This window comes from Micromonospora sp. NPDC047644 (assembly GCF_040704315.1).
In the GTDB taxonomy this organism is placed as follows: Bacteria; Actinomycetota; Actinomycetes; order Mycobacteriales; family Micromonosporaceae; genus Micromonospora.
In genome coordinates, this window is sequence record NZ_JBEYSY010000007.1 from 1 (window position 1) to 20,358 (window position 20,358).

General features: G+C 72.3%; 21 protein-coding genes. 7 read left to right on the forward strand and 14 right to left on the reverse strand.

Features of this window, described 5'->3' with window-relative positions; translation table 11 throughout:
• Positions 1–122 precede the first annotated feature (122 nt).
• The gene (locus tag AB0877_RS12805; protein WP_366608738.1) at positions 123–719 is read left to right on the forward strand and encodes a TetR family transcriptional regulator; all 597 of its coding nucleotides are present in this window, start codon (positions 123–125) and stop codon (positions 717–719) included.
• 186 nt (positions 720–905) lie between these two features.
• Here AB0877_RS12805 and AB0877_RS12810 read toward each other — a convergent pair whose 3' ends face one another.
• The 3 genes from AB0877_RS12810 to AB0877_RS12820 form a co-directional block, all read right to left on the reverse strand.
• Positions 906–1,655, reverse strand: coding sequence for a DUF2470 domain-containing protein (locus AB0877_RS12810; protein ID WP_366608739.1), 750 nt, complete (start codon positions 1,653–1,655; stop codon positions 906–908).
• Between the two features lie 84 nt (positions 1,656–1,739).
• On the reverse strand, positions 1,740–3,530 hold the full coding sequence (locus AB0877_RS12815) for an ABC transporter ATP-binding protein (protein WP_366608740.1): 1,791 nt from the start codon (positions 3,528–3,530) through the stop codon (positions 1,740–1,742).
• Positions 3,531–3,585: 55 nt separating this feature from the next.
• Entirely contained in the window at positions 3,586–5,469 is a 1,884-nt protein-coding gene (locus AB0877_RS12820; RefSeq protein ID WP_366608741.1) for an ABC transporter ATP-binding protein, read from the reverse strand.
• 172 nt (positions 5,470–5,641) lie between these two features.
• On the opposite strand from AB0877_RS12820, the gene AB0877_RS12825 reads away from it, so the two are divergent.
• Together AB0877_RS12825 and AB0877_RS12830 are read left to right on the forward strand one after the other, a co-directional pair.
• Positions 5,642–6,271, forward strand: coding sequence for a TIGR03085 family metal-binding protein (locus tag AB0877_RS12825; protein ID WP_366608742.1), 630 nt, complete (start codon positions 5,642–5,644; stop codon positions 6,269–6,271).
• 128 nt (positions 6,272–6,399) lie between these two features.
• Entirely contained in the window at positions 6,400–7,347 is a 948-nt protein-coding gene (locus AB0877_RS12830) for a terpene synthase (protein WP_366608743.1), read from the forward strand.
• Positions 7,348–7,394: 47 nt separating this feature from the next.
• Here AB0877_RS12830 and AB0877_RS12835 read toward each other — a convergent pair whose 3' ends face one another.
• Positions 7,395–8,843, reverse strand: coding sequence for a transposase (locus AB0877_RS12835; protein WP_366608744.1), 1,449 nt, complete (start codon positions 8,841–8,843; stop codon positions 7,395–7,397).
• Positions 8,844–8,986: 143 nt separating this feature from the next.
• Here AB0877_RS12835 and AB0877_RS12840 point away from each other — a divergent pair, with 143 nt between their 5' ends.
• A complete protein-coding gene (locus tag AB0877_RS12840; RefSeq protein WP_366608745.1) occupies positions 8,987–10,813 on the forward strand; it encodes a long-chain fatty acid--CoA ligase in 1,827 nt (608 codons plus the stop codon).
• Positions 10,814–10,876: 63 nt separating this feature from the next.
• Here the strand turns inward: AB0877_RS12840 and AB0877_RS12845 are convergent, their stop codons facing one another.
• Complete coding sequence (locus AB0877_RS12845) at positions 10,877–12,331, reverse strand: PLP-dependent aminotransferase family protein (protein WP_366608746.1); 1,455 nt, start codon at positions 12,329–12,331, stop codon at positions 10,877–10,879.
• Between the two features lie 59 nt (positions 12,332–12,390).
• Here AB0877_RS12845 and AB0877_RS12850 point away from each other — a divergent pair, with 59 nt between their 5' ends.
• Positions 12,391–13,062 (forward strand): hypothetical protein, encoded by a 672-nt coding sequence (locus AB0877_RS12850; protein ID WP_366608747.1) that lies wholly within the window; start codon positions 12,391–12,393, stop codon positions 13,060–13,062.
• A 100-nt stretch (positions 13,063–13,162) separates the two neighbouring features.
• Positions 13,163–13,624: a hypothetical protein gene (locus AB0877_RS12855; protein WP_366608748.1), complete on the forward strand. Its 462-nt coding sequence runs from the start codon at positions 13,163–13,165 to the stop codon at positions 13,622–13,624.
• Positions 13,625–13,665: 41 nt separating this feature from the next.
• On the opposite strand, the gene AB0877_RS12860 is transcribed toward AB0877_RS12855, so the two are convergent.
• Complete coding sequence (locus AB0877_RS12860) at positions 13,666–14,208, reverse strand: GNAT family N-acetyltransferase (RefSeq protein ID WP_366608749.1); 543 nt, start codon at positions 14,206–14,208, stop codon at positions 13,666–13,668.
• Positions 14,199–15,437: a helix-turn-helix transcriptional regulator gene (locus tag AB0877_RS12865; RefSeq protein ID WP_366608750.1), complete on the reverse strand. Its 1,239-nt coding sequence runs from the start codon at positions 15,435–15,437 to the stop codon at positions 14,199–14,201. The genes AB0877_RS12860 and AB0877_RS12865 overlap by 10 nt, the downstream gene beginning before the upstream one ends.
• Before the next feature lie 174 nt (positions 15,438–15,611).
• Between AB0877_RS12865 and AB0877_RS12870 the strand changes: the two genes are divergently transcribed.
• On the forward strand, positions 15,612–15,860 hold the full coding sequence (locus tag AB0877_RS12870; protein WP_366608751.1) for a hypothetical protein: 249 nt from the start codon (positions 15,612–15,614) through the stop codon (positions 15,858–15,860).
• 183 nt (positions 15,861–16,043) lie between these two features.
• Here AB0877_RS12870 and hisF read toward each other — a convergent pair whose 3' ends face one another.
• The 7 genes from hisF to AB0877_RS12905 form a co-directional block, all read right to left on the reverse strand.
• Positions 16,044–16,811, reverse strand: a complete 768-nt coding sequence (gene hisF / locus AB0877_RS12875; protein WP_366608752.1) for an imidazole glycerol phosphate synthase subunit HisF — start codon at positions 16,809–16,811, stop codon at positions 16,044–16,046.
• Between the two features lie 73 nt (positions 16,812–16,884).
• Positions 16,885–17,880, reverse strand: a complete 996-nt coding sequence (locus AB0877_RS12880; protein ID WP_366608753.1) for an NADP-dependent oxidoreductase — start codon at positions 17,878–17,880, stop codon at positions 16,885–16,887.
• Between the two features lie 47 nt (positions 17,881–17,927).
• Positions 17,928–18,359, reverse strand: a complete 432-nt coding sequence (locus AB0877_RS12885; protein ID WP_366609027.1) for an organic hydroperoxide resistance protein — start codon at positions 18,357–18,359, stop codon at positions 17,928–17,930.
• Positions 18,360–18,364: 5 nt separating this feature from the next.
• Positions 18,365–18,811: a MarR family transcriptional regulator gene (locus tag AB0877_RS12890; RefSeq protein ID WP_366608754.1), complete on the reverse strand. Its 447-nt coding sequence runs from the start codon at positions 18,809–18,811 to the stop codon at positions 18,365–18,367.
• An 80-nt stretch (positions 18,812–18,891) separates the two neighbouring features.
• On the reverse strand, positions 18,892–19,281 hold the full coding sequence (locus AB0877_RS12895) for a RidA family protein (RefSeq protein ID WP_366608755.1): 390 nt from the start codon (positions 19,279–19,281) through the stop codon (positions 18,892–18,894).
• On the reverse strand, positions 19,278–20,003 hold the full coding sequence (gene priA, locus AB0877_RS12900) for a bifunctional 1-(5-phosphoribosyl)-5-((5-phosphoribosylamino)methylideneamino)imidazole-4-carboxamide isomerase/phosphoribosylanthranilate isomerase PriA (RefSeq protein ID WP_357202526.1): 726 nt from the start codon (positions 20,001–20,003) through the stop codon (positions 19,278–19,280). Before priA ends, AB0877_RS12895 begins: the two co-directional genes overlap by 4 nt.
• 14 nt (positions 20,004–20,017) lie before the next feature.
• Positions 20,018–20,341: a hypothetical protein gene (locus tag AB0877_RS12905; RefSeq protein WP_355007656.1), complete on the reverse strand. Its 324-nt coding sequence runs from the start codon at positions 20,339–20,341 to the stop codon at positions 20,018–20,020.
• Positions 20,342–20,358: the final 17 nt, after the last annotated feature.

Consider the following 20,358-nt stretch of genomic DNA (forward strand, 5'->3'; position numbering starts at 1 on the left):
TCCCGCCCGCTCTTCCGATCTCTGCCCGCCCGCGCGGGGGGCGGCGCCGGGCGCGGCAGCCGACCCGGGGGGGGGGCGGGCCCGCCCCACGACTCGGCGAGGCGGACGAACGAAGGGCGGCGATGACGCGGCGGACCGGCCGGCGACCCGGCAACCCGGGCACCCGGGAGGCGATTCTCGACGCGGCGCGGACGGCGTTCGCCGACCGTGGTTACGACGCCGCCTCGATCCGTGGCATCGCCGGCACGGCGCAGGTCGACCCGGCGCTCGTGCACCACTACTTCGGCAGCAAGGACCAGCTCTTCCTTGCCGCGATGAACTTTCCGGTCGACCCCGGTCAACTGGTGCCGAGGGTGCTCGCCGGCGACCGGGACGGCGTCGGTGAGCGGATGGTGCGCATCTTCCTCGGCGTCTGGGACTCCCCGGCCGGCAGCGCCGCACAGGCGCTGCTGCGCTCTGCGGTGAGCAACGAGTGGACCGCTCGACTACTGCGCGAGTTCGTCACCACCCAGGTGCTGCGCCGGGTGCTGGAGAACCTCGACGTCGACCCGGTCGAGCTACCGCTGCGAGGCTCCCTGGTGGCCACCCAGATGATCGGCCTGGCCATGATGCGACACGTGGTGCGCCTAGAGCCGGTCGCCTCGGCCGACCCGGAAACCCTGGTGGCCGCGATCGGCCCCACGATCCAGCGCTACCTCACCGGCCCCCTACCAACCTGACCCGCCCCAACCCCGCCCCGCCCGCCCCGCTCCGCCCCCGCCCGGCCGACGCCCCCGCCCCGCCCGTCCCCGCGATCTTGCACTTTCTGTCCCGACAAACGGGGCATATGACGCGTAACGGCAACCCAAACTGCAAGATCGACGCCGGCGGGGCGCGCGGCGCGCGGGGCGCGGGGCGGCGGGCGGTTAGTGCGGGGGGTGGGCGTCGGCAGGTAGTCGCAGGGGTGGGAGTAGCCGCGGCAGGTCGGCCGGGTCGGTCACCGGGCCCGGGAAGGCCAGCCGGACCCGACGCCGGGCGCCGGGTCGGCCGAGGGCCACCACCAGGCCGTAGCGGTCGATGCGCACCACCCGGGGCGGCCCGTCCGGGGTGTGCTCGGTCAACCCGAGCTGCTGGCGTAGGTACTCCGTCACCCGGGCGCCGTGGCAGTCGGCGAGGTCGGCCAGCAGCCGGGCCTCGACCGGGTGCACCGGGTCCGGTTCGGCCTCGGCGTACTCCACCGGGTCGATCCGGCGCACGACGCCGGCCCGCTCCCAGCGGACCTCGACCACCTCGAAGCGGAACAGCCGGAACCGGGTGCCCAGGTCGAGCAGGTCACCGGTCGGCTCGACCGCGGCGAACTCGTCAGCCGCGTGGCGGGCCTCGTCGCCGCGCAGCTCGGCCGCCCAGCCGGACACCCAGGCGCGACCCAGTCCGGGCGCGCCGGCGGCGGGCGGCAGGTCGAGCACGTCGAGCACGACAGCGACGTCGCTGCCCCCGGCCGCCGGTTGCAGGGCGGCGGCCAGGTGGCTGGCCACCGGCACCAGCAGCAGCACCCGCCCGTCCGAGTCGGTGGCGTGCCGGGCGTGGTGCGGGCCCGGCCGGTGGGCCAGGTGCACGAGGCCGGGCAGGCGGCCGGCGACGAGGGTACGGACGATCTCGGCGGAGTTGGGCCGCATGGGCGCGACCTCCTTCAAAGGTTAGGCTTACCTAACCCGGAGCCTAGAGCACCCGCCCGTCCGCGTCCACCGCCCCGCCGCACCTCACCGGGTCTGCTCCAGCCAGGAGGCGTAGAGCAGGCCGTACACCGAGTCGGCGTCGCGCACCAGCTCGTCGTGCGGGCCGCGCTGCACCACCCGGCCCCGGTCCACCACGATCACCTCGTCGGCGGCCTGTGCGGTGGAGAGCCGGTGCGCGATGGCCAGGGTGGTCCGACCCCGGGTGACCGCGTCCAGGGTGCGTTGCAACCGCACCTCGGTCGCCGGGTCCACCGCGCTGGTCGCCTCGTCGAGCACCAGCAGGTCCGGGTCGGCCACGTACGCGCGGGCCAACGCGACGAGCTGCCGCTCCCCGACGCTGAGCGCCTCGCCGCGCTCGCCGACCGGGGTGTCCAGGCCCGCCGGCAGGCCCTCCAGCCAGTCCGACAGGCCCAGCTCGGTGAAGGCGACGGTCAACTGCTCGTCGGTCAACTCCGGACGGGCGAACCGGACATTATTCCCCACCGTCGCGTCGAAGAGGAACCCGTCCTGCGGCACCATCACCACGCGGGAGCGCAGCGAGCCGAACCGGACGTCGGTCAGCGGCACCCCGGACAGCAGCACCGCCCCGGTCGACGGGTCCATCAGCCGGGTCAGCAACTTGGCGAAGGTGGTCTTGCCGCTGCCGGTTTCACCGACCACCGCCACCCGACTCTTCGCCGCGATCTCCAGGTCGATGTCGTGCAGCACCGGCGGACCACCCGGGTAGGCGAACCGCACACCGGCGAACCGGATGTCCAGCGGCCCGTCCGGCAGCTCCCGCCCCTGCTCCCCCGGGTCGGCCACGTCGGGGGCGACGTCCAGCACGTCCAGCACCCGACGCCAGCCGGCGATCGCGTTCTGCGCCTCGTTGAGCACCTCGGTGGCGATCTGCACCGGCTGGATGAAGAGCGTCACCAGGAAGAGGAACGCCGTCAGCTGGCCGATCGACAGCGTGCCGTCCACCCCCAACAGCACGCCGAGCACCACCACACCGGCCAGCGCCAACCCTGCCGCCAACTCCCCGACCGAGCTGCCCACGATGCTGATCCGGATCGCCCGCTGCTGGGCGAGGCGCTGCTTGTCGATCGCCTCGTCCAGCCGCCGCTCGGTGCGCCCGGCGATCCCGTACGCCCGGATCACCGGCGCGCCCACCACGCTCTCGCCGATCGCGCCGAGCAGCGTGCCGGTGCGTTGACGCACCGTCGCGTACGCGCCGCCGAGGCGACGTTGCAACTGCCGGATGACGAACACCGCCGGCAGGAACGCGGCCAGCACCACAAGTGTCAACTGCCAGGAGTACGCCAGCATGACGGCCGTGGTGACCACCAGCTGACCGAGGTTGACCAGCAGGATCACCCCGCCCCACTGGAGGAACTGGGTGATCTGGTCCACGTCGCTGGTGACCCGCGAGACCAGCGAACCGCGCCGCTCCGACTGCTGGTGCAGCATCGACAGGTCGTGCACGTGGCGGAACGCGCGCGTCCGGACGTTGGCCAGCGCCGTCTCGCTGACGGTGAACAGCCGGCGCATCATCAGGTAGCCGCAGATCGTGGTGATCGTCAGGATCGCCGCGGTGATCGCCACCACCGTCCACACCACGGTCAGATTCAGACCACCGACCAGGCCCCGGTCGATGCCCTGCTGCACGGCGACCGGCACGGCGACCCGACCCACCATGTAGACCAACGCCAGGGCCAACGTGCCGGCCAGACCGATCCGTAGCTCCGGGGAGAGCGCCAGGCCCCGACGCAGCGTCTGCCAGGTCGTCTCCTCCCGCGCCTCCGGCTCGTCCTTGTTCAGCGTCGACGTCGTCACCGGGCACGCCTTTCGTTCGCGACTGCGGGGCTCCGCTCCGCTGCACTCCTCGCGCTCACCGGTCCACCTCGATCTCCAGGCCCGACGGCAGCGGCGCCACATCGTCGCCGTAGGAACTCTCCTGTGCCCGCTCCACCTCGGCCTGCTCGTAGGCGGTGACCAGGTCGACGTAGCCGGGCACGGTGGCCAACAACTCGCTGTGGGTGCCCCGGGCGACCACCCGTCCCTGCTCCACGTAGATGACCTCGTCGGCGAGCGCGATGGTGGCCCGGCGGTACGCCACCACCAGGATCGACGCGGCGGGAACGCCCGCCTGCGTGGTCGAGGAGCGCAGCCCCGCCAGGATGGCCGCCTCCACCCGCGGGTCGACAGCGCTCGTCGCGTCGTCGAGCACCAGCAGGCGCGGTCGACCGGCCAGCGCGCGGGCCAGGGTGAGCCGCTGCCGCTGACCGCCGGAGAGCGAGGTGCCCCGCTCGCCGACCATGGTGTCCAGACCGTCGGGCAGCGCGGCGACGAAACCGTCCGCCTCGGCCAGCCGCAGCGCCGCCCAGACCACCTCGTCGTCCACACCGGGCCGATCGAGGGCGATGTTGGCGCGGACCGTGTCGTCGAAGATGAAGGGCACCTGGGCGACCAGGGCCACAGTGCCGGCCAACGACACGGAGGTCAGCTCGCGCACGTCCACGCCGTCCAGGCTCACGGTGCCGGAGTCGGGGTCGACGAGACGCACCGCCAGCGAGGCGATGGTGGACTTGCCGGCGCCGGTGGGCCCCACCAGGGCCACCGTCCGACCGGACGGCACCGTGAAGCCGACCTCGCCGAGGACCTGCGCGCCGGGCGGGTGCGCTTCGGCCGGCGGGTAGGAGTAGTGCACGTCGGTGAAGGTGAGGGTGGCCGGGCCGGCGGCGTCGGGGTCGAGCACCCGCTGCCCGTACGGCATCTCGCCGGTGGCGTCGAGCACCCGGCGCACCCGGTCCCAGCCGGCGACGCTGCGCGGCAGCTCGGCCAGCACCCAACCGATGGCCCGCACCGGGAAGGCCAGCACGGTGAAGAGGAAGGCCACACTGACCAGCTCGGTCACGCTGATCGCGCCCTGGCGCAACCGGAACGCCCCGACCACCAGGACGGCCAGGGTGCCGAGGCTGGGCAGCGTCTCCAGCAGCGGGTCGAAGATGCCGCGCAGCCGGCCGACCGCGATCAGCGAGTCGCGCAGCTCGCCGGCGCGGCCCGCGAACCGGGCGGTCTCCTGGGCCTCGCGACCCATCGTCTTGACCACCAGGGCGCCGTCGAAGCTCTCGTGGGCGATGCCGCTGACCTCCGCGCGCAGGCGCTGCGCCCGGGCCTGCCTGGGGGCCATCCGGCGGGAGTAGACGACGTTGAGCGCGAACAGGGCGGGGAAGACCGCGAGCCCGACCAGGGCGAGCGCCCAGTCGGTGGCGAAGAGCGACACGATCGCCCCGACCAGCATCACCAACGTGCCGACGGCGAACGGCAGCGGCGCGATCGGGTACCAGGCCGCCTCCACGTCGGAGTTGGCGTTGGACAGCAGGGTGCCGGTGGAGTTGCGGTGGTGCCAGGACAGCGGCAGTTCCAGGTACCGACGGGTCACCCTGCGGCGGTAGGAGGCCTGGAGGCGGTACTGCATGTAGCCGGCGCCGAGCCGGCGGCCGAAGATGCCCGCCACCCGCAGCACACTGATCCCGAACAACGCGGCCGCGGCCAGCGCCAGGGTGCCGGCGCCCACCTCGCCGCGCTCGATGGCCGGCAGCGCCACCTCACCGATGACCGACCCGACGACCCGGGCGCTGACGATGATCATCCCGCCGAAGAGCACGCTGCCGACGACCGCCACCGAAAAGATCCGCGGCTGCTCACGGATCGCCTGCCGCAGGACCCCCAGCCCTCGACTGAGAACGTCCCGACTTGTCTTGCTCGCCACGCTCTCCCCCGCCGTAAGCCGCAATTATCTCCCTCATCCTTACCGGTCGGAGCCAGTGCCGCCGACCCTGACCGGATATGTCGACCATCACGTACCGGACGGCGGCGTGCTCCCGGTGCCGACCGGCGTCCGCCGCCGCGCGCCGAGCGGCCACCGGGCCTACGATCGGGCCATGCCGCGGTACGCCCGAGCCGAGCGCGAGGCGCTGGCCGATCTTCTGCTGGCCCTCGGGCCGGACGCCCCTACTGTCAACGAGGGCTGGGCGACCCGCGACCTCGCCGCGCATCTGGTGCTGCGGGAGCGCCGTCCGGACGCGGCGGGTGGGATCCTGCTGCCGCCGCTGCGCGGCTATTCCGAGCGGGTCCGTCGCCGACTCGCCGCACGGCCCTACCCCGAGCTGGTGGCACAGGTGCGCCGACCGCCGCTGTGGAGCCCGATCAGCAACCCGCTGACCGACGAGCTGGCCAACACGATGGAGTTCTTCATCCATCACGAGGACGTCCGGCGAGCCGACTCCGGGTGGCAGCCGCGCGAGCTGGCCACCGGCCTGCAGAGCGCCCTCTGGAAACGCGCGGCCCCGATGGCCCGGCTGGCGCTGCGGCGTTTCTCGGCGGACCTCTACGTGCAGGCGCCCGGCCACGGGGAGGTCTCCCTCGGTCGCGGTGGTGAGCCACTGCGCCTGGTCGGGCCCCCGGCCGAGCTGGTGCTGTTCTTCTCCGGCCGGCAACGGGTGGCCCGGGTCCAACTGAACGGCTCGGCGGAGACGGCTCAACGGTTGCGGACCGCCGACCTGGGCATGTGACTGGCTGTACGTAAACGGTCACCGAAAGACTGTGGAATTTCCCACACCCAGCGAAACATGCAGATACCTCCTCCCGTACGCTTCACCGCGCCGCTCCGCGCCGGGCGGCACGGGAGTGGGGGCTCACTGTGCGGGACTTCGCGATTTCGGCGCTGCGGGAACCCCCGTTTCCCACGGGACGCCACGAGGCCACTGACCAGGTAGCAGGCGAGAGCATCGACTGGGCGCGGACGTTCGGTCTGGTCGATTCCAGCCAGCGCGTGCACCGCCTGGAACGGGCCGACGCCGCCGGCCTGGCCGGTCGCGCCTGCCTGGACGGCTCGGCGGAGGGCCTGCGGCTGCTCACTGACCTGATCAGCTGGCTCTTCGTCATGGACGACGCCTGCGACGAGGACGGCCTCGGCGCCGACCCGGTCCGGCTGGGCCCGGCGATCAGCACACTGCTCGACGTGCTGGACCGGTGCGGTGACCCGTACGTCGCACCGCCCGCCGTCGGGCCACTGGGCGACGCGCTGCACGACCTCTGCCGCCGGACCCGACTGCACGATCACGCCGGGCTGTTGCTGCGGTTCGTCAGCCAGATGCGCGAGTACCTGTTGGCGCTGCTCTGGGAGGCGGGTAACCGGGAGCGTCGGCGCGTACCCGAGGTGGCGGAGTACGTGCAGCTGCGCCGGCACATCGGGGGCGTTCATCCCTGCCTCACCCTGACCGACCTGGCGTCGACGCGGCCCTCCGGGCCGACCCAGCGCGCCAACCCGGGGCTGGTTGCCCTGGATCTGCTGGCGGTGGACCTGGTCTGCTGGTGCAACGACCTCTTCTCCTACGGCAAGGAGAGCCAGGCCGACCCGGACGCGCACAACCTCGTCACGGTGCTCGCCCAGGACGGCGACGCGGACGAGGTGACCGCGCTCCGGAGTGCGGCACACCGGTTCAACCAGGGTCTGGCGACGTACCTGGACGCGGAGGAGGCGCTGCGGACCACCGCCGACGACGGGATCCGCGACGCCCTGGCCGCTCGGCGCAACTGGGTCCGGGCCACCTACGACTGGTCAGTGATGGCCGCCCGGTACGCCTGATCGGCCGTACCGGTTGGTGAGACGGGCCGGCCGGACGATCACCAGGGCTAGTGCGGTGTCCATGAACGTTCACCGGGTGTCCGGTGGTCGTTGTGGATCCTCGCCTTGTGGGCGAGCGACTCCCCTCCGGGTGGTGGGGCGGGCCAGCGCGGGCCAACTGATCCTCGCGCCGTCCGTGGGCGACGGGGATCACGTCGGGACTGGCCGGCACCGGGAAGGTGCCGTCCGGCTCGACGGTGCGTGAGCACCTCCGACAACACAACAGCTGTCGGGGTCGTGGGTCCGCCGCCCGGGCTACGGGTGGCGATGGTGGCAGCCGCGACCAGGTCACGGTGCCCAGAAAACCGGCAGTGCGGGCAGGACAGGGTCCGCCCACGGGGCTTCGGTACCCGCCGCTGGCAGGCAGGGCAGGTCGAGGATGTGCCACGTTCGTCCACGAGGCGCAGCGTGATGCCGGCCAGGGTGGCCTTGTCGGTGAGGACCTGCAAAAGCCGGGCGACCTGCCACTGCCGCAACCGCAGGTTGTGCCGCCGCCCCGCCTCGATGTTAAGCACCCTACGTGGGTCCCCGACGCGCAGCTCACCGATTCGCTGTTCGACCGCCCACGACACGACCGAACGGGCGGCTTCGTGCTGGGCCTGACGGACCCTGCGCCAATGCCGGCCCTCCACCATACGGGCGCGGCGTCGGTACTTGCGCCACCGCCGCGAACCCCGCTGACCCGGCTTCGGCGCCCGGCGAGCCACCGCACGGCGGCGGGCTTTCGTGTCAGCCAGGTGCATGCGGTGCTCCGCCCGGATCGCCCGCCCCGACACCAGCAGCCCCGCACCGTCCGGGCCGGCCACCGCATACGGGTGGATGATCCCCAGGTCCACCCCAGCGATCCGGGCCGGGTCCGGTCCAGTGCCGGTCGGATAGGTCGCGATCGGAATCTCGGCACTCACGTCCAAGAACAGCCGACCGCCCTCGCACAGCAGCGTGATTGAGCGGACCTGCTCGAGCGGGTACGGCACCTCCCGCGCCAACCTCACCCACAACGGCGCCGCGCCCTTGCCCGTCGGGATCCGGACCCGACACCCGTCCAGGGCGAACGTGCCCTGAAACCAACGCACCGGCACCAACCCCCGCCGCCGACGCGGGAACCCGGCCGACACGTCACCGTCCTTACGTCGCTTCGCTGCCGCGAACCACGCGTCGGAGTACCGGCGCAACACCGACCGGGCCCCCGTCGAGTCCAACTCGGCGAACGTGCCCGGCCCCGAGGCCGCCAACTCCCGACACAACTCCTGATAGCCGGACAACGGCGCGTCCCGACGGCGACGCCGCCACGCGTTCACCTCCAACACACACGCCCACACATCACCAGCCGAACGCAGCAACCCGAAACACCGCCGCCGCTGCCCTGGCGTAACCCGCAACGCCACCCGCGCGGTGCGATACACCACCCCGGGCGCGGCAGGATCCCGACGACGAGGCACAACCACACCCAACACCATCGGTACGACGAAACCCCCGGCCGCCGACGCGGCAAACGTAAGTGGACACCGCACTAGCCGATGCACGGTGCCACGCAATACTCTTCGGTAACCATCATGACGTGACGACCGTCACGCCACCACCCCCGAAGGCGGCTACAGCGATGGCTCTCGATGTACCGTACCGCTCCATCCCGGACATGTTCCTCAAGCGCGTGGCGGCCACCCCCGACCGGCACGCGTTCGCGTCCCCGAACTCCGACGACTCGGGGCCGGCCTGGCTGACCTGGGCTCAGGTCGGTCAGCGCGCCAAGGCGGTCGCCGCCGGCCTGCACGGTCTGGGCGTCGGCCAGGAGGACCCGGTCGCGATCCTCGCCAACACCCGGCTGGAGTGGGTGATCGCCGACCTCGGCATCATGTGCGCCGGCGGCGCGACCACCACCGTCTACCCGACCACCGAGCCGGCCGACGCGACGTACATCATCGCCGACTCCGGGTCGAAGGTGCTGTTCGCGGAGAACCCGGCCCAGGCGGCGAAGATCGCCGGGGCGACCCTGCCCGCGCTCACCCACGTGGTGCTTCTCGACGGCGCGGTCGACCCGGAGGCCGCTGTCGCGCAGTTGACGCTCGCCGACCTCGAGGAGCGCGGCACCCAGGCGCTGGCCACCGAGCCGGAGCTGATCGACATGCTGGTGGCTGGCATCGGCCCGGACCACCTGGCCACCCTGATCTACACCTCCGGCACCACCGGCCAGCCCAAGGGCGTCGAGCTGCTGCACGGCGGCTGGTGCTGGGAGGCGGTCGCGCAGGCGGAGGTCGGGCTGCTGCGCGACGACGACCTGCAGTACCTGTGGCTGCCGCTGGCCCACTCGTTCGGCAAGACCCTGCTGTGCGGCGCCATCCACGTCGGCCTGCCCACCTACGTCGACGGGCGGGTGGACAAGCTGGTCGAGCTGCTCTCGGTGATCCGCCCGACGCTGATGTGCGGCGCTCCGCGGGTGTTCGAGAAGGTCTACAACAAGGCGGTGACCACCGCGCAGGGCGCCGGCGGCGCGAAGGCGAAGATCTTCGGCTGGGCCGTCGGCGTCGGCAAGGAGAAGGTCACCCTGGAGCAGGCCGGCAAGCCCGTGCCGGCCGGGTTGAAGGTGCGCTACGGGCTGGCCGAGAAGCTGGTGTTCAGCAAGCTCCAGGCTCGTCTGGGCGGCCGGATGCGGGTGCTGGTGTCCGGTGCCGCGCCGCTCAGCCCGGAGATCGCCACCTTCTTCGCCGCCGCGAACCTGCCGATCTCCGAGGGCTACGGCCTGACCGAGACCAGCGCGGGCAACTTCGTCAACCCGCCGGACGGTCTGCGGATCGGCACGGTGGGGCGGGCGATGGGCGACCTGGAGTGCAGGATCGACACCGACGGGGAGATCCTGGTGCGGGGTCGGCCCGTGATGCGCGGCTACCACAACCTGCCGGAGGAGACCGCCGCCTCGTTCACCGAGGACGGCTTCTTCCGTACCGGTGACATCGGCACCCTGGACGAGCAGGGCTACCTCCGCATCACCGACCGCAAGAAGGACCTGGTCAAGACCTCGGGCGGCAAGTACATCGCGCCGTCGCACATCGAGGGCATGTTCAAGGCCATCTGCCCGTACACCTCGCAGGCGGTCGTCGTCGGTCAGGCCCGCAACTTCTGCACGATGCTCGTCACCCTGGACCCGGACGCCATCCGGGGCTGGGTCGCCGGCGGCCCACTGGAGGGGCGCAGCTACACCGAGATCGTCGCGTCGGCTGAGGCCCAGACGATGGTCGAGGAGTACGTCGCGCAGCTCAACTCCAAGCTCAACCGCTGGGAGACCATCAAGAAGGTGGCCATCCTGCCGCGCGACCTGACGATCGAGGACGGCGAGATCACCCCGTCGCTGAAGATCAAGCGGCGTGGGGTGGAGAGCAACTTCGCCGCCGAGATCGACCGGATGTACGCCGGCACCCTCGCCGAGCTCTGACGCGTCGCCGGTGGCCCCGTACCCGCTCGGGTGCGGGGCCACCGGCGTTCGGGGCAGCGACGTTCAGGCGATGACGGCCGGCTCGCGCCACCGCTGGCGGCCGGCCCGGTCCAGGTCGTAGCGGATCGCCGCGAGACGCCCGACGGCCTCCACGAGGTCCGCGGCGGGCAGCGTGAAGGGCAGCCGCAGGAAGCGCTCCAGGGTGCCGTCCAGGCCGAACCGGGGACCGGGAGCCAGCCGTACGCCGACCTCGTCCGCGGCCCGGGCCAGCGCGCTCGAGACCGGGCCGTCCAACTCGGCCCACAGCGTCACGCCACCGCGCGGCACGGTGACCCGCCACTCCGGCAGTTGGTGCGCCAGCGCGCCGAGCAGGGCGTCGCGCTGGACGGCCAACTGGACGCGGCGGTCGGCGACGATGGCCTCGGCGTGGGCGAGCAGGTGCACCGCGACCAGTTGGTCCAACACGGGGCTGGCCATGTCGACCCCGACCCGCACGGCGGCCAGCCGCTGCACCTGCGGCGCGGACGCGCGCACCCAGCCGATCCGCAGGCCACCCCAGTAGGGCTTGCTCATCCCGCCGATGCTGATCACCCGGCTGTGCCGGTCGTAGGTGGCGACCGGGGGTGGCACCTCGGTGCCGTCCATCGACAGGTCCACGAAGGACTCGTCGATGATCAGATCGGTGCCGACGGCGTGCGCGGCGGCCACCACCCGCTCGCGCAGCGCGGCGGGCATCAGGTGCCCCGTCGGGTTCTGGAACTCGGGGATCAGGTAGGCCAGCTTGGGTCGGGTCTGGCGGAGACTGCCCAGCAGCAGGTCGGGCTCCCAGCCGGCGTCGGCGGCCAGCCCGTGGGTGCTGATCCGGGCCCGACGGCCGGCCAGGGCGGCCAGGGCGTTGGGGTAGGTCGGGGACTCGACCAGCACGGTGCCGCCCGGGGCCAGGGCGAGCCGCAGCACCAGATCCAGCGCGTGCTGGGTGCCGCTGGTGACCATGATCTGGTCGGGCGAGGTGGGCAGGCCCCGGGCGGTGTACCCGTCGGCCACCGCCTCGCGCAGCTCGATGATGCCGGTCGGGTGGTAACCGGCCCCGTTCAGGTAGCGGGGCAGGTCCTCGGCGGCGGCCCGTGCGGCCGAGAGCAGTTGCGGTGGCGCGGCCAGCGCGGCGACGCCGAGGTCGAGCATCTCCCGGTCGTCCAGTGGGGTCCACAGGCCGGTGCTGGCCACCCGGTGGTTGCCGGGCAGCATCGTCCAACTGCCGGCGCCCCGCCGGCTGGCCAGGTGCCCGGTCTCGCGTAGCTGCCGGTAGGCGGCGGTGACCGTGGTCCGGCTGATCCGCAGCGCCTCGGCCAGCTCCCGTTCGGCTGGGAGGCGGACGCCCAGCGGCAGCCGGCCGTCGGCCAGCAGCCCACGCACCGAGCCGGCCAGCGCGGCGTAGTCGGGGCTGCGGCGGCGGCCCGGCAGGGCATGCCACTGCCCGAGCAGACGGGCCAATTGGACGCCTCGCACCTGCCCGTTCATAGCCACTCCTCGAATATTGGCTTCTTCCTCGACGAGGATTGGCACCTAGGGTGGCACGCATGGCACTGCTTGGCAATCTGCGGCACCGGCCGGTTCGACGGTTGGTCCAGCTCTACCTCGGGCTCATCGTCTACGGCGTCAGCATGGCCCTGATGATCCGCTCCGGCCTGGGCCTCGACCCGTGGGACGTGTTCCACCAGGGGCTCTCCAAGCGGACCGGGCTCTCCTTCGGCACTGTCACCATCGCCGTCGGCGCGCTGGTCCTGCTGCTCTGGATCCCGCTGCGGCAGCGCCCCGGCCTCGGCACGGTCAGCAACGTCGTGGTGATCGGCCTGGTCGTGGACGCCACACTGGTCCTGCTGCCCGCGGGCGGCCCGCTCGGCGCCCGGATCGCGATGCTGGTCGGCGGGATCGTCGCCAACGGCGCCGCCACCGCTCTCTACCTCGGCGCCCGGTTGGGCCCCGGCCCCCGCGACGGTCTGATGACCGGGTACGTGGCCCGCCGGCCCGGCCTGTCGATCCGACTGGTACGCACCGTCATCGAGGTCACCGTGCTGGCGCTGGGCTGGCTGCTCGGCGGCACCGTCGGCCTGGGGACCGTCGCGTACGCGCTGGCCATCGGTCCGTTGGCCCAGTTCTTCATCCCGCTGTTCGCCGTGCCGGAGGCCGCCGCGCCGGACACTGCCGCGCCCCCGCCGGGCAACTCCGCGCCGGCCGCCCCGGCCGGCTGAACCTCACCGACCGTCCGCGAACCGGTACGTGGGGGTGGTACCGCGCACCGGTTCGTGGGTGGGTGTTCCCTTCCGCGACGCGCGCCGTCATCATCTGTGCATGGGGGAGAACGGTTGGCGCTGGAACGACGCCTGGATCTTCGTGTCGCTCGTCATCGCGAGCGGCGCCGGACGGCACCGTCGGTCGGCGACAAGCCGGCGGCCGGAGGGCGTCCGCCTGACCGACGTGCTCTCCACAGCCGACCACCTCAACCATGCGATCCCGCAGCGACACGAGGTGGAGGCCGCGGTCCAGCGGCTGGTCGGCGCCGGGCTGGTCAGCGTCGCCGACGGCTGGTTCCGGATCACCGCCGAGGGTGAGCAGCTGTGGCGTACCCGCCCGCGCGCGGGTGTGGCCACCACAGTGGACACCGTGCAGGGTGTGTTGACCCGCCGGCACGCGCCCGGCAACGCGGACTGGATCCTGGACGAGGCCGACCACGCGGCCGCCGTCCAGGAGTACGCGGTCCGTTCGATTCCCACCCCGCGTCGGTCACCGGAGGGGCACTCCGGCGAGCGCTGAGCCCTGTCGTCGCGATCCTCACCCGGCGGGGGCGGCGGGGATCAGCGACGCCGGACCGGCGCAACGGGCAACGGCAGGACCAGCAGGTGCATGGGTGTGCCGTCGGGCATCGCTGAGCAGCCGACGTGCTGCCATCCCGCGCGCTGGTAGACGGCGCGGGCCGGTGCCGCCGGGTTGGACGCGAGGGTTGCCCACCGCTCGGACCGCCCGTCGAGGAGCCGACGGATGAGTTCCGCGCCGATACCCGCACCGCGCCGGTCCGGATGCACAATCCACTCCATCACCGCGAACTTGTCGGCGGCCCGTAGATCAGTAGAAGGCTCGTTGTCGGCGCGTGTCCACCAACGGCCGGCTGGCAACCTCCATCCGTACGCCGCACCCACCAGCACGCCTGCGTCCTCGGCAACGACAAGAGTGAACCCGTCGCGTCGCGTCTCGTCGGGCAAACCATTGGCGAAGCCGGCCACCTGCTCCGGTCCCTCGGAGTACGGTGGCTCGGCGTAGACGACCGCGTACAGACTCACCAGCGCCGGAAACATGGCCTCGGCCGATTCGGCGGTGTGCACGCTGTACGTCACCGGCATAGCGGATGAGCCTGGGCCCGAACCCGGTCGACGAGATCCGCGAACGCCGGCCTTGACCGCTCAGCCGGGGGTACGGCAGCCGTGACCTGGGCAGCCACCGATCGCAGCAGCTGGTTGTGGAGACGGACTGGCAGCGCGTCGAGGGTGTCGGCAGCGTGCCGCAACCCGTCGGGGATGTGCCCACCCCGAACGAGCCGGGCAGCCTGATGCAGTTGCACCTGCGCACGTAACCGCGCCTGCGATGCCGGGTACAGGTCGAGGGCCCGCTCCTGCGCGGCCTCCGCGTCGACCAGACGGCCAGCGTGCGTGTACACCCACGATTCGGTGTGATGCAGCCGATGCTCCGGCCACCCCCACAACGACTCGACGTCGCTCGCGATCGCGGCTGGTAGCTGCTGAGCCAGGTCGGCGAGTTGCCGCACCGTCGCCACCGCCTCCGTGTGCCGCCCAGCCAACGACAGGGCTTGGGCGCGGCCGGCGAGCAACCCGCACGCCGCCGACGTGGCTTCTCGGCCCAGCAGAGGCAACGCCTTGTCCGACAGGGCGACGATCACCGACGGTCGGCGTCCGTCGTAGCAGCCGTTGACCACATCCCATGCCCGCACCAACATTCGAGTGTCGCTGTCCCCGGATTCGCCGGCAATGCGATGGGCGGTCTGCCACCAGCGGCGACCCATCACGTTCTGCCCCGACGCGACAAGGCTCAACGCGACGATGACGGATAGGCGCGCGGCAGCTCGCAGAAGACCAGGTCGGTGCCGACCAGTGTCGGCTGCGACCTGGTGTTGCAGCACGGTTAGGTCGGCTCTCAGCTGGGCCATCAGCGTGGGACGCGCTTGCCGGTAGTAGCTGTGGCCGTACTCGACCGCGATCTGCTCCCACTCGTCATGGTCGGGCGTCACCGCGTCGCCGAGGCCGTGGCGAAGGGCTTCGAACCCTGCCAGAGGTGCGACGGCGGGGGCGGCGGCCAAGGTGGTCATGGCCCGCAGCATGGTGCGTCTGTGCATGTCGGTGGCACCGGCACGGTCGGTCCGGTATGCCTCGACAAGCGCGCCGTCAGCGTCCAGGGCCCGATCGCAGGCCACGGCCAGCGCAGCGGTGGGACGGCGTCCACCACGCTCCACCTGAGCAATGTGGCTGTACTGGAAGTGGATGAGCGAACCGAGCTGCCGCAGAGACAGCCCGGCGCTCTCGCGGTGCCGTCTGAGTAGCTGCCCGAAGGTGTCCATCTCCGACCTCCAGCGTGTGCAGGAGCGTGTGCACACCGCGCACACCTGCCATAGGCCCAGCTTATCGGCCACGCTCGACGTATCAGTTCATCTGGCGCAGCAGCTTCCCACGGGATCGGCGGGATCTGTGTCTGCCATTCCGGTGACGTCCACCCCTCGCCCTCGGAGCCGAACATGACCGACAACCTTCAGGTGCCTGCGGGCACCCCGCTGCACCTGCTGGCGTGGGAGATCAGCCCGAACCCGACCAACCGCGACGAGCTGGTGTGGGCGGTGGTGGTGGACCCCCAGCATGTCGACGGGATGGTGCGGTTGCGTGGGCACACGTGCGCTGGCCCCGTACCGGATTGTGCTGGGGGGTGGTGCTTCGAGGCGCAGGTGTCCGTCGCGGCCATCCAGGCGAACACGGATGGAGCCCGGTGAGTGCGCCCAGCCAGGAGCAGCTGGCTCGATGGTGGCGGGTTCTGGACGAGCATGAGCAGCGAAAGGGGCGATGCCCGATCTGCGGCACATGCGCCCGGTGCTGGGCATGGGCGGGAGCGTTCGCGGATCTGATCGCGCACGACGCGTACCACCTGGGCCCGGCGCGGACGGTGGCCCGCCTGACTAGCGCACCGGGTGGCCGTCGAGGCGCAGCGCGTCCTTGACCTCGGCGACGGTCAGCTCGCCGAAGTGGAAGACGCTGGCGGCGAGCACCGCGTCCGCGCCGGCGCCGATCGCCGGCGGAAAGTGGGCCACCTCGCCGGCGCCCCCGCTGGCCACCACCGGCACGTCCACCACGGCGCGCACCGCCGCGATCAGCTCCAGATCGAAGCCGGCCTTGGTGCCGTCGGCGTCCATCGAGTTGAGCAGGATCTCCCCCGCGCCCAACTCGGCGCCCCGGTGCGCCCACCAGACGGCGTCGATGCCGGTGCCGCGCCGACCCCCGTGGGTGGTGACCTCGAAGCCGCTGGGCGTGCCGCCGTTCGGCGAGCGCCGCACGTCGAGGGAGAGCACGAGCACCTGCCGGCCGAACCGGTCGGCGATCTCGGCGATCAGCTCCGGACGGGCGATGGCGGCGGTGTTCACGCCGACCTTGTCGGCACCGGCGCGCAGCAGCGTGTCCACGTCGGCGACCTGCCGGACCCCGCCGCCGACGGTCAGCGGGATGAACACCGACTCGGCGGTGCGGCGCACCACGTCGAGCATGGTGCCCCGGTCGCTGGAGGACGCCGTGACGTCGAGGAAGGTCAACTCGTCCGCGCCGGCCCGGTCGTACGCGGCGGCCAGCTCCACCGGGTCGCCGGCGTCCCGCAGGTCCAGGAAGTTGACCCCCTTGACCACCCGCCCGGCGTCCACGTCCAGACAGGGGATCACCCGTACCGCCACCGTCATGCCGCGAGCCTATCCTCCGCACGCGCGACGGCGGTCGACCCGCTCGGGTCGACCGCCGTACACGAGTGCTGCGTCACACCTTGACGAGCATCTTGCCGAGGTTGTCGCCGCGCAGCAGGCCGAGGAACGCGGCCGGGGCGTTCTCGATGCCGTCCACGATCGTCTCGTCGTAGGACAGCGTGCCGTCGCGCAGCCAACCCGAGACGTCGCGCACGAACGCCGCCCGCACGTCGTTGTGGTCGTTGACCAGGAAGCCACGCAGGGTCAGCCGCTTGCCGATGACCATCGCCAGGTTGCGCGGCGCGGCCGGCGGCTCGGTGGCGTTGTACTGCGCGATCATGCCGCAGATGGCGGCCCGACCGTGCAGGTTCATGGCCGAGATCGCGGCCTCCAGGTGGTCACCGCCGACGTTGTCGAAGTAGACGTCGACGCCGTCGGGGGCGGCCTCACGCAGCGACTCGCGGACCCCGTCGTGGTAGTCGAAGGCGGCGTCGAAGCCCAGCGCCCGCAGCCGTTCGACCTTGGCCGGCGAGCCGGCGCTGCCGATCACCCGGCCGGCGCCCTTGAGCTTGGCGATCTGGCCGACCAGGCTGCCCACCGCGCCGGCCGCGGCGGAGACGAAGACCGTCTCGCCGGGCTTCATCGCGGCCACCTCCAGCAGACCGGCGTACGCGGTCAACCCGGTCATCCCGAGCACGCTCAGGTAGGCGCTGACCGGGGCGATGCTCGGGTCGACGGGGCGGGCCGCGGCGGCGTCGAGCAGCGCGTACTCCCGCCAACCCAGCCCGTGCAGGACTGTGGTCCCGACGGCGACGTCCGCCGACTCGCTGGCCACCACCTCACCGATCGCGGCACCGTCGAGCGGCGCGTCGAGCGCGAACGGCGGCACGTACGACTTGACGTCGTTCATCCGTCCGCGCATGTACGGGTCGACGGACATGTACTGGTTGCGGACCACGATCTGGCCCGGGCCGGGCGTCGGCACCTGGGTCTCGACGAGCCGGAAGGTGTCTTCGGTGGGCCAGCCCTGGGGGCGGCTGGCCAGGTGGATCTCGCGGTTGCTGGTCATGGGGTGGTCGTCCTCTCGTCCGCGGGTGGGGGCCTGGGGCCGCGAGGTCACGCGGACAGGGTCTCGCGGACGGTGAGGGTGACGTCGACGCTGCCACGGGTGGCGTTGGAGTACGGGCAGACCTGGTGGGCCTGCTCGACGATCTGCTCGGCGACCTCGCGGGGCGCGGCGGGCAGGTCGACGACGAGCTGCACGGTGAGCCCGAAGCCGCCGCTGCCGTTCGGGCCGATGCCCACCTCGGCGGCGACCACGGAACCGGTCACGTCGGCCTTGGCCCGGCGGGCCACCAGCCGCAGCGCGCTGTGGAAGCAGGCCGCGTAACCGGCGGCGAAGAGCTGCTCGGGGTTGGCCGCGCCACCCGCGCCCCCCATCTCCTTCGGCACTGCCAGGTCGAGGGCGAACGTGCCGTCGGAGGTCTCGACGTGGCCGTCCCGGCCGTCGCCGGTGGCGGTCGCGGACGCGGTGTAGACAACCTGCATGGTGGTCACTGCTCCTTCTGTCGGTGGATGGTGTCGGTGACCCGGGTGAGGGTGTCGCGCAGCGCGACGAGCTCGCCGAAGCCCAGCCCGGTGGCCTGCGCGATCCGCAGCGGGACATCGCCGACCCGCTCGCGCAGCGCCCGGCCCTGCTCGGTGAGGCCCACCTCGACCCGCCGCTCGTCGCGGGCCGACCGCCGCCGCACCACCAGGCCCGCCCCTTCCAGCCGCTTGAGCAGCGGGGAGAGCGTGCCGGAGTCCAGCCGCAGCTCGGTGCCCAACTCGGACACCGTCGGGGCGTCGTCGGGGCGCTCCCAGAGCACCAGCAGCGCCAGGTACTGCGGGTAGGTCAACCCGACCTCGTCGAGGATCGGCCGGTAGACGTCGGTCAGTGCGCGCGACGCGGCGTAGAGCGCGAAGCACACCTGCCGGCGCAGCACCAGGTCATCCGTCACCACCGAACCGTAGCCCACAATTAAGTTGTGCACAACTTATCGGACTACGGGACCACCTGCGGACCGCGCGGGCGATCACCTCAGCGATCGCCGAGGTACGCCTCCAACTCCACCTCGACCAGGTGCTCCGGGTCCAGCAGAGCGGCCACCACCACCAGGGTGGCCGCCGGCCGGACCGCGCCGAAGACCGCGTTGTGCGCCCGGCCCACCTCGTCGGCGTGCAGCCGGTCCGTCACGTACATCCTGGTCCGGACCACGTCGCCCGGCTCCGCACCCACCTCGGCGAGCGCGGACAACCCGATCCGCAGCGCCAGCGCGGTCTGCGCGGCCGCGTCACCGACGTGCACCACCCGGCCGTCCACAGTCGCCGTGCAACCGGCCGTCCAGGCCCGCTCACCGGCCCGGACGACCCGGGAATACCCGTAGCGCTGCTCCCACGGGCCGCCCGACCCCAGTCGGGTCGTCGTCACGCCTCGGCCAGCGTCCGCAGCGCCTCGGCCACCGTGAAGGCGCCCGCGTAGAGCGCCTTGCCGGCGATCACACCCTCCACCCCGGCCGACTCCAGGGTCGCCAACGCCCGCAGGTCGTCCAGCGTGGAGACCCCGCCCGAGGCGATCACCGGCCGGTCCGTACGGGCACACACCTCGCGCAGCAGATCCAGGTTCGGCCCGCGCATCGTGCCGTCCTTGGTGATGTCGGTGACCACGTACCGACTCGCGCCCGCCTTGTCCAGCCGCTCCAGCACCTCGTACAGGTCACCGCCGTCGCGGGTCCACCCCCGCGCCGACAGGGTGTTGCCCCGCACGTCCAGCCCGATGGCCACCCGGTCGCCGTACTCCGCGACCACCCGGTCACACCAGACCGGGTCCTCCAGGGCGGCGGTGCCGATGTTCACCCGGGCCGCCCCGGTGCCCAGCGCCGCGCGCAGCGACTCGTCGTCACGGATGCCCCCGGAGAGCTCCACCTTCACGTCCAACTGGCGCACCACCTCCGCCAGCAGGTGCGCGTTGGTGCCCCGACCGAAGGCCGCGTCCAGGTCGACCAGGTGGATCCACTCCGCGCCGTCCTGCTGCCAGGCCAGCGCCGCGTCCAACGGGTCGCCGTAGATGCTCTCGCTTCCGACGGCGCCCTGCACGAGCCGGACGGCCCGGCCGTCAGCGACATCCACCGCGGGTAACAGGGTGAGGCTCAAGGTCTTCTCCTCGATCAGGTACGACGGTCCAGGGCGATCACCACGATCGCCGGCAGTACGAGCAGCAAGAGCGCGATCAGCGCGATACGCAACGCCAGGTTGTCGACAAACGTCCAGATCAGCAGCAACGCCGCGCCGGTGAGCAGCACGATCGCGGCCCGCTCACCTCGAGTGTGCCGGGCCAGCCGCCCGGAGCGACCCCGCCGCAGCCGCGGCGTCAGACTGCGGACCACCGCGCGACGCCGTTGCCGGCGGGCGACCTGACGCTGCCGGACCGCCCGTTCCCGGGCCTGCTCCGCCTCCCGCTCGGCCCGTCGGCGGGCGCGCTCCCGGCTCACCGCGACGCCCCTCGCCC

Coding starts and splice junctions, on each gene's coding strand:
- AB0877_RS12885 (WP_366609027.1), bottom strand. CDS start 18,359: ATGCAGGTTGTCTACACCGCGTCCGCGACCGCCACCGGCGACGGCCGG.
- AB0877_RS12855 (WP_366608748.1), top strand. CDS start 13,163: ATGGGGGAGAACGGTTGGCGCTGGAACGACGCCTGGATCTTCGTGTCG.
- AB0877_RS12835 (WP_366608744.1), bottom strand. CDS start 8,843: ATGGTGTTGGGTGTGGTTGTGCCTCGTCGTCGGGATCCTGCCGCGCCC.
- AB0877_RS12805 (WP_366608738.1), top strand. CDS start 123: ATGACGCGGCGGACCGGCCGGCGACCCGGCAACCCGGGCACCCGGGAG.
- AB0877_RS12870 (WP_366608751.1), top strand. CDS start 15,612: ATGACCGACAACCTTCAGGTGCCTGCGGGCACCCCGCTGCACCTGCTG.
- AB0877_RS12850 (WP_366608747.1), top strand. CDS start 12,391: ATGGCACTGCTTGGCAATCTGCGGCACCGGCCGGTTCGACGGTTGGTC.
- AB0877_RS12865 (WP_366608750.1), bottom strand. CDS start 15,437: ATGGACACCTTCGGGCAGCTACTCAGACGGCACCGCGAGAGCGCCGGG.
- AB0877_RS12810 (WP_366608739.1), bottom strand. CDS start 1,655: ATGCGGCCCAACTCCGCCGAGATCGTCCGTACCCTCGTCGCCGGCCGC.
- AB0877_RS12825 (WP_366608742.1), top strand. CDS start 5,642: ATGCCGCGGTACGCCCGAGCCGAGCGCGAGGCGCTGGCCGATCTTCTG.
- AB0877_RS12860 (WP_366608749.1), bottom strand. CDS start 14,208: ATGCCGGTGACGTACAGCGTGCACACCGCCGAATCGGCCGAGGCCATG.
- AB0877_RS12840 (WP_366608745.1), top strand. CDS start 8,987: ATGGCTCTCGATGTACCGTACCGCTCCATCCCGGACATGTTCCTCAAG.
- AB0877_RS12880 (WP_366608753.1), bottom strand. CDS start 17,880: ATGACCAGCAACCGCGAGATCCACCTGGCCAGCCGCCCCCAGGGCTGG.
- AB0877_RS12845 (WP_366608746.1), bottom strand. CDS start 12,331: ATGAACGGGCAGGTGCGAGGCGTCCAATTGGCCCGTCTGCTCGGGCAG.
- hisF (WP_366608752.1), bottom strand. CDS start 16,811: ATGACGGTGGCGGTACGGGTGATCCCCTGTCTGGACGTGGACGCCGGG.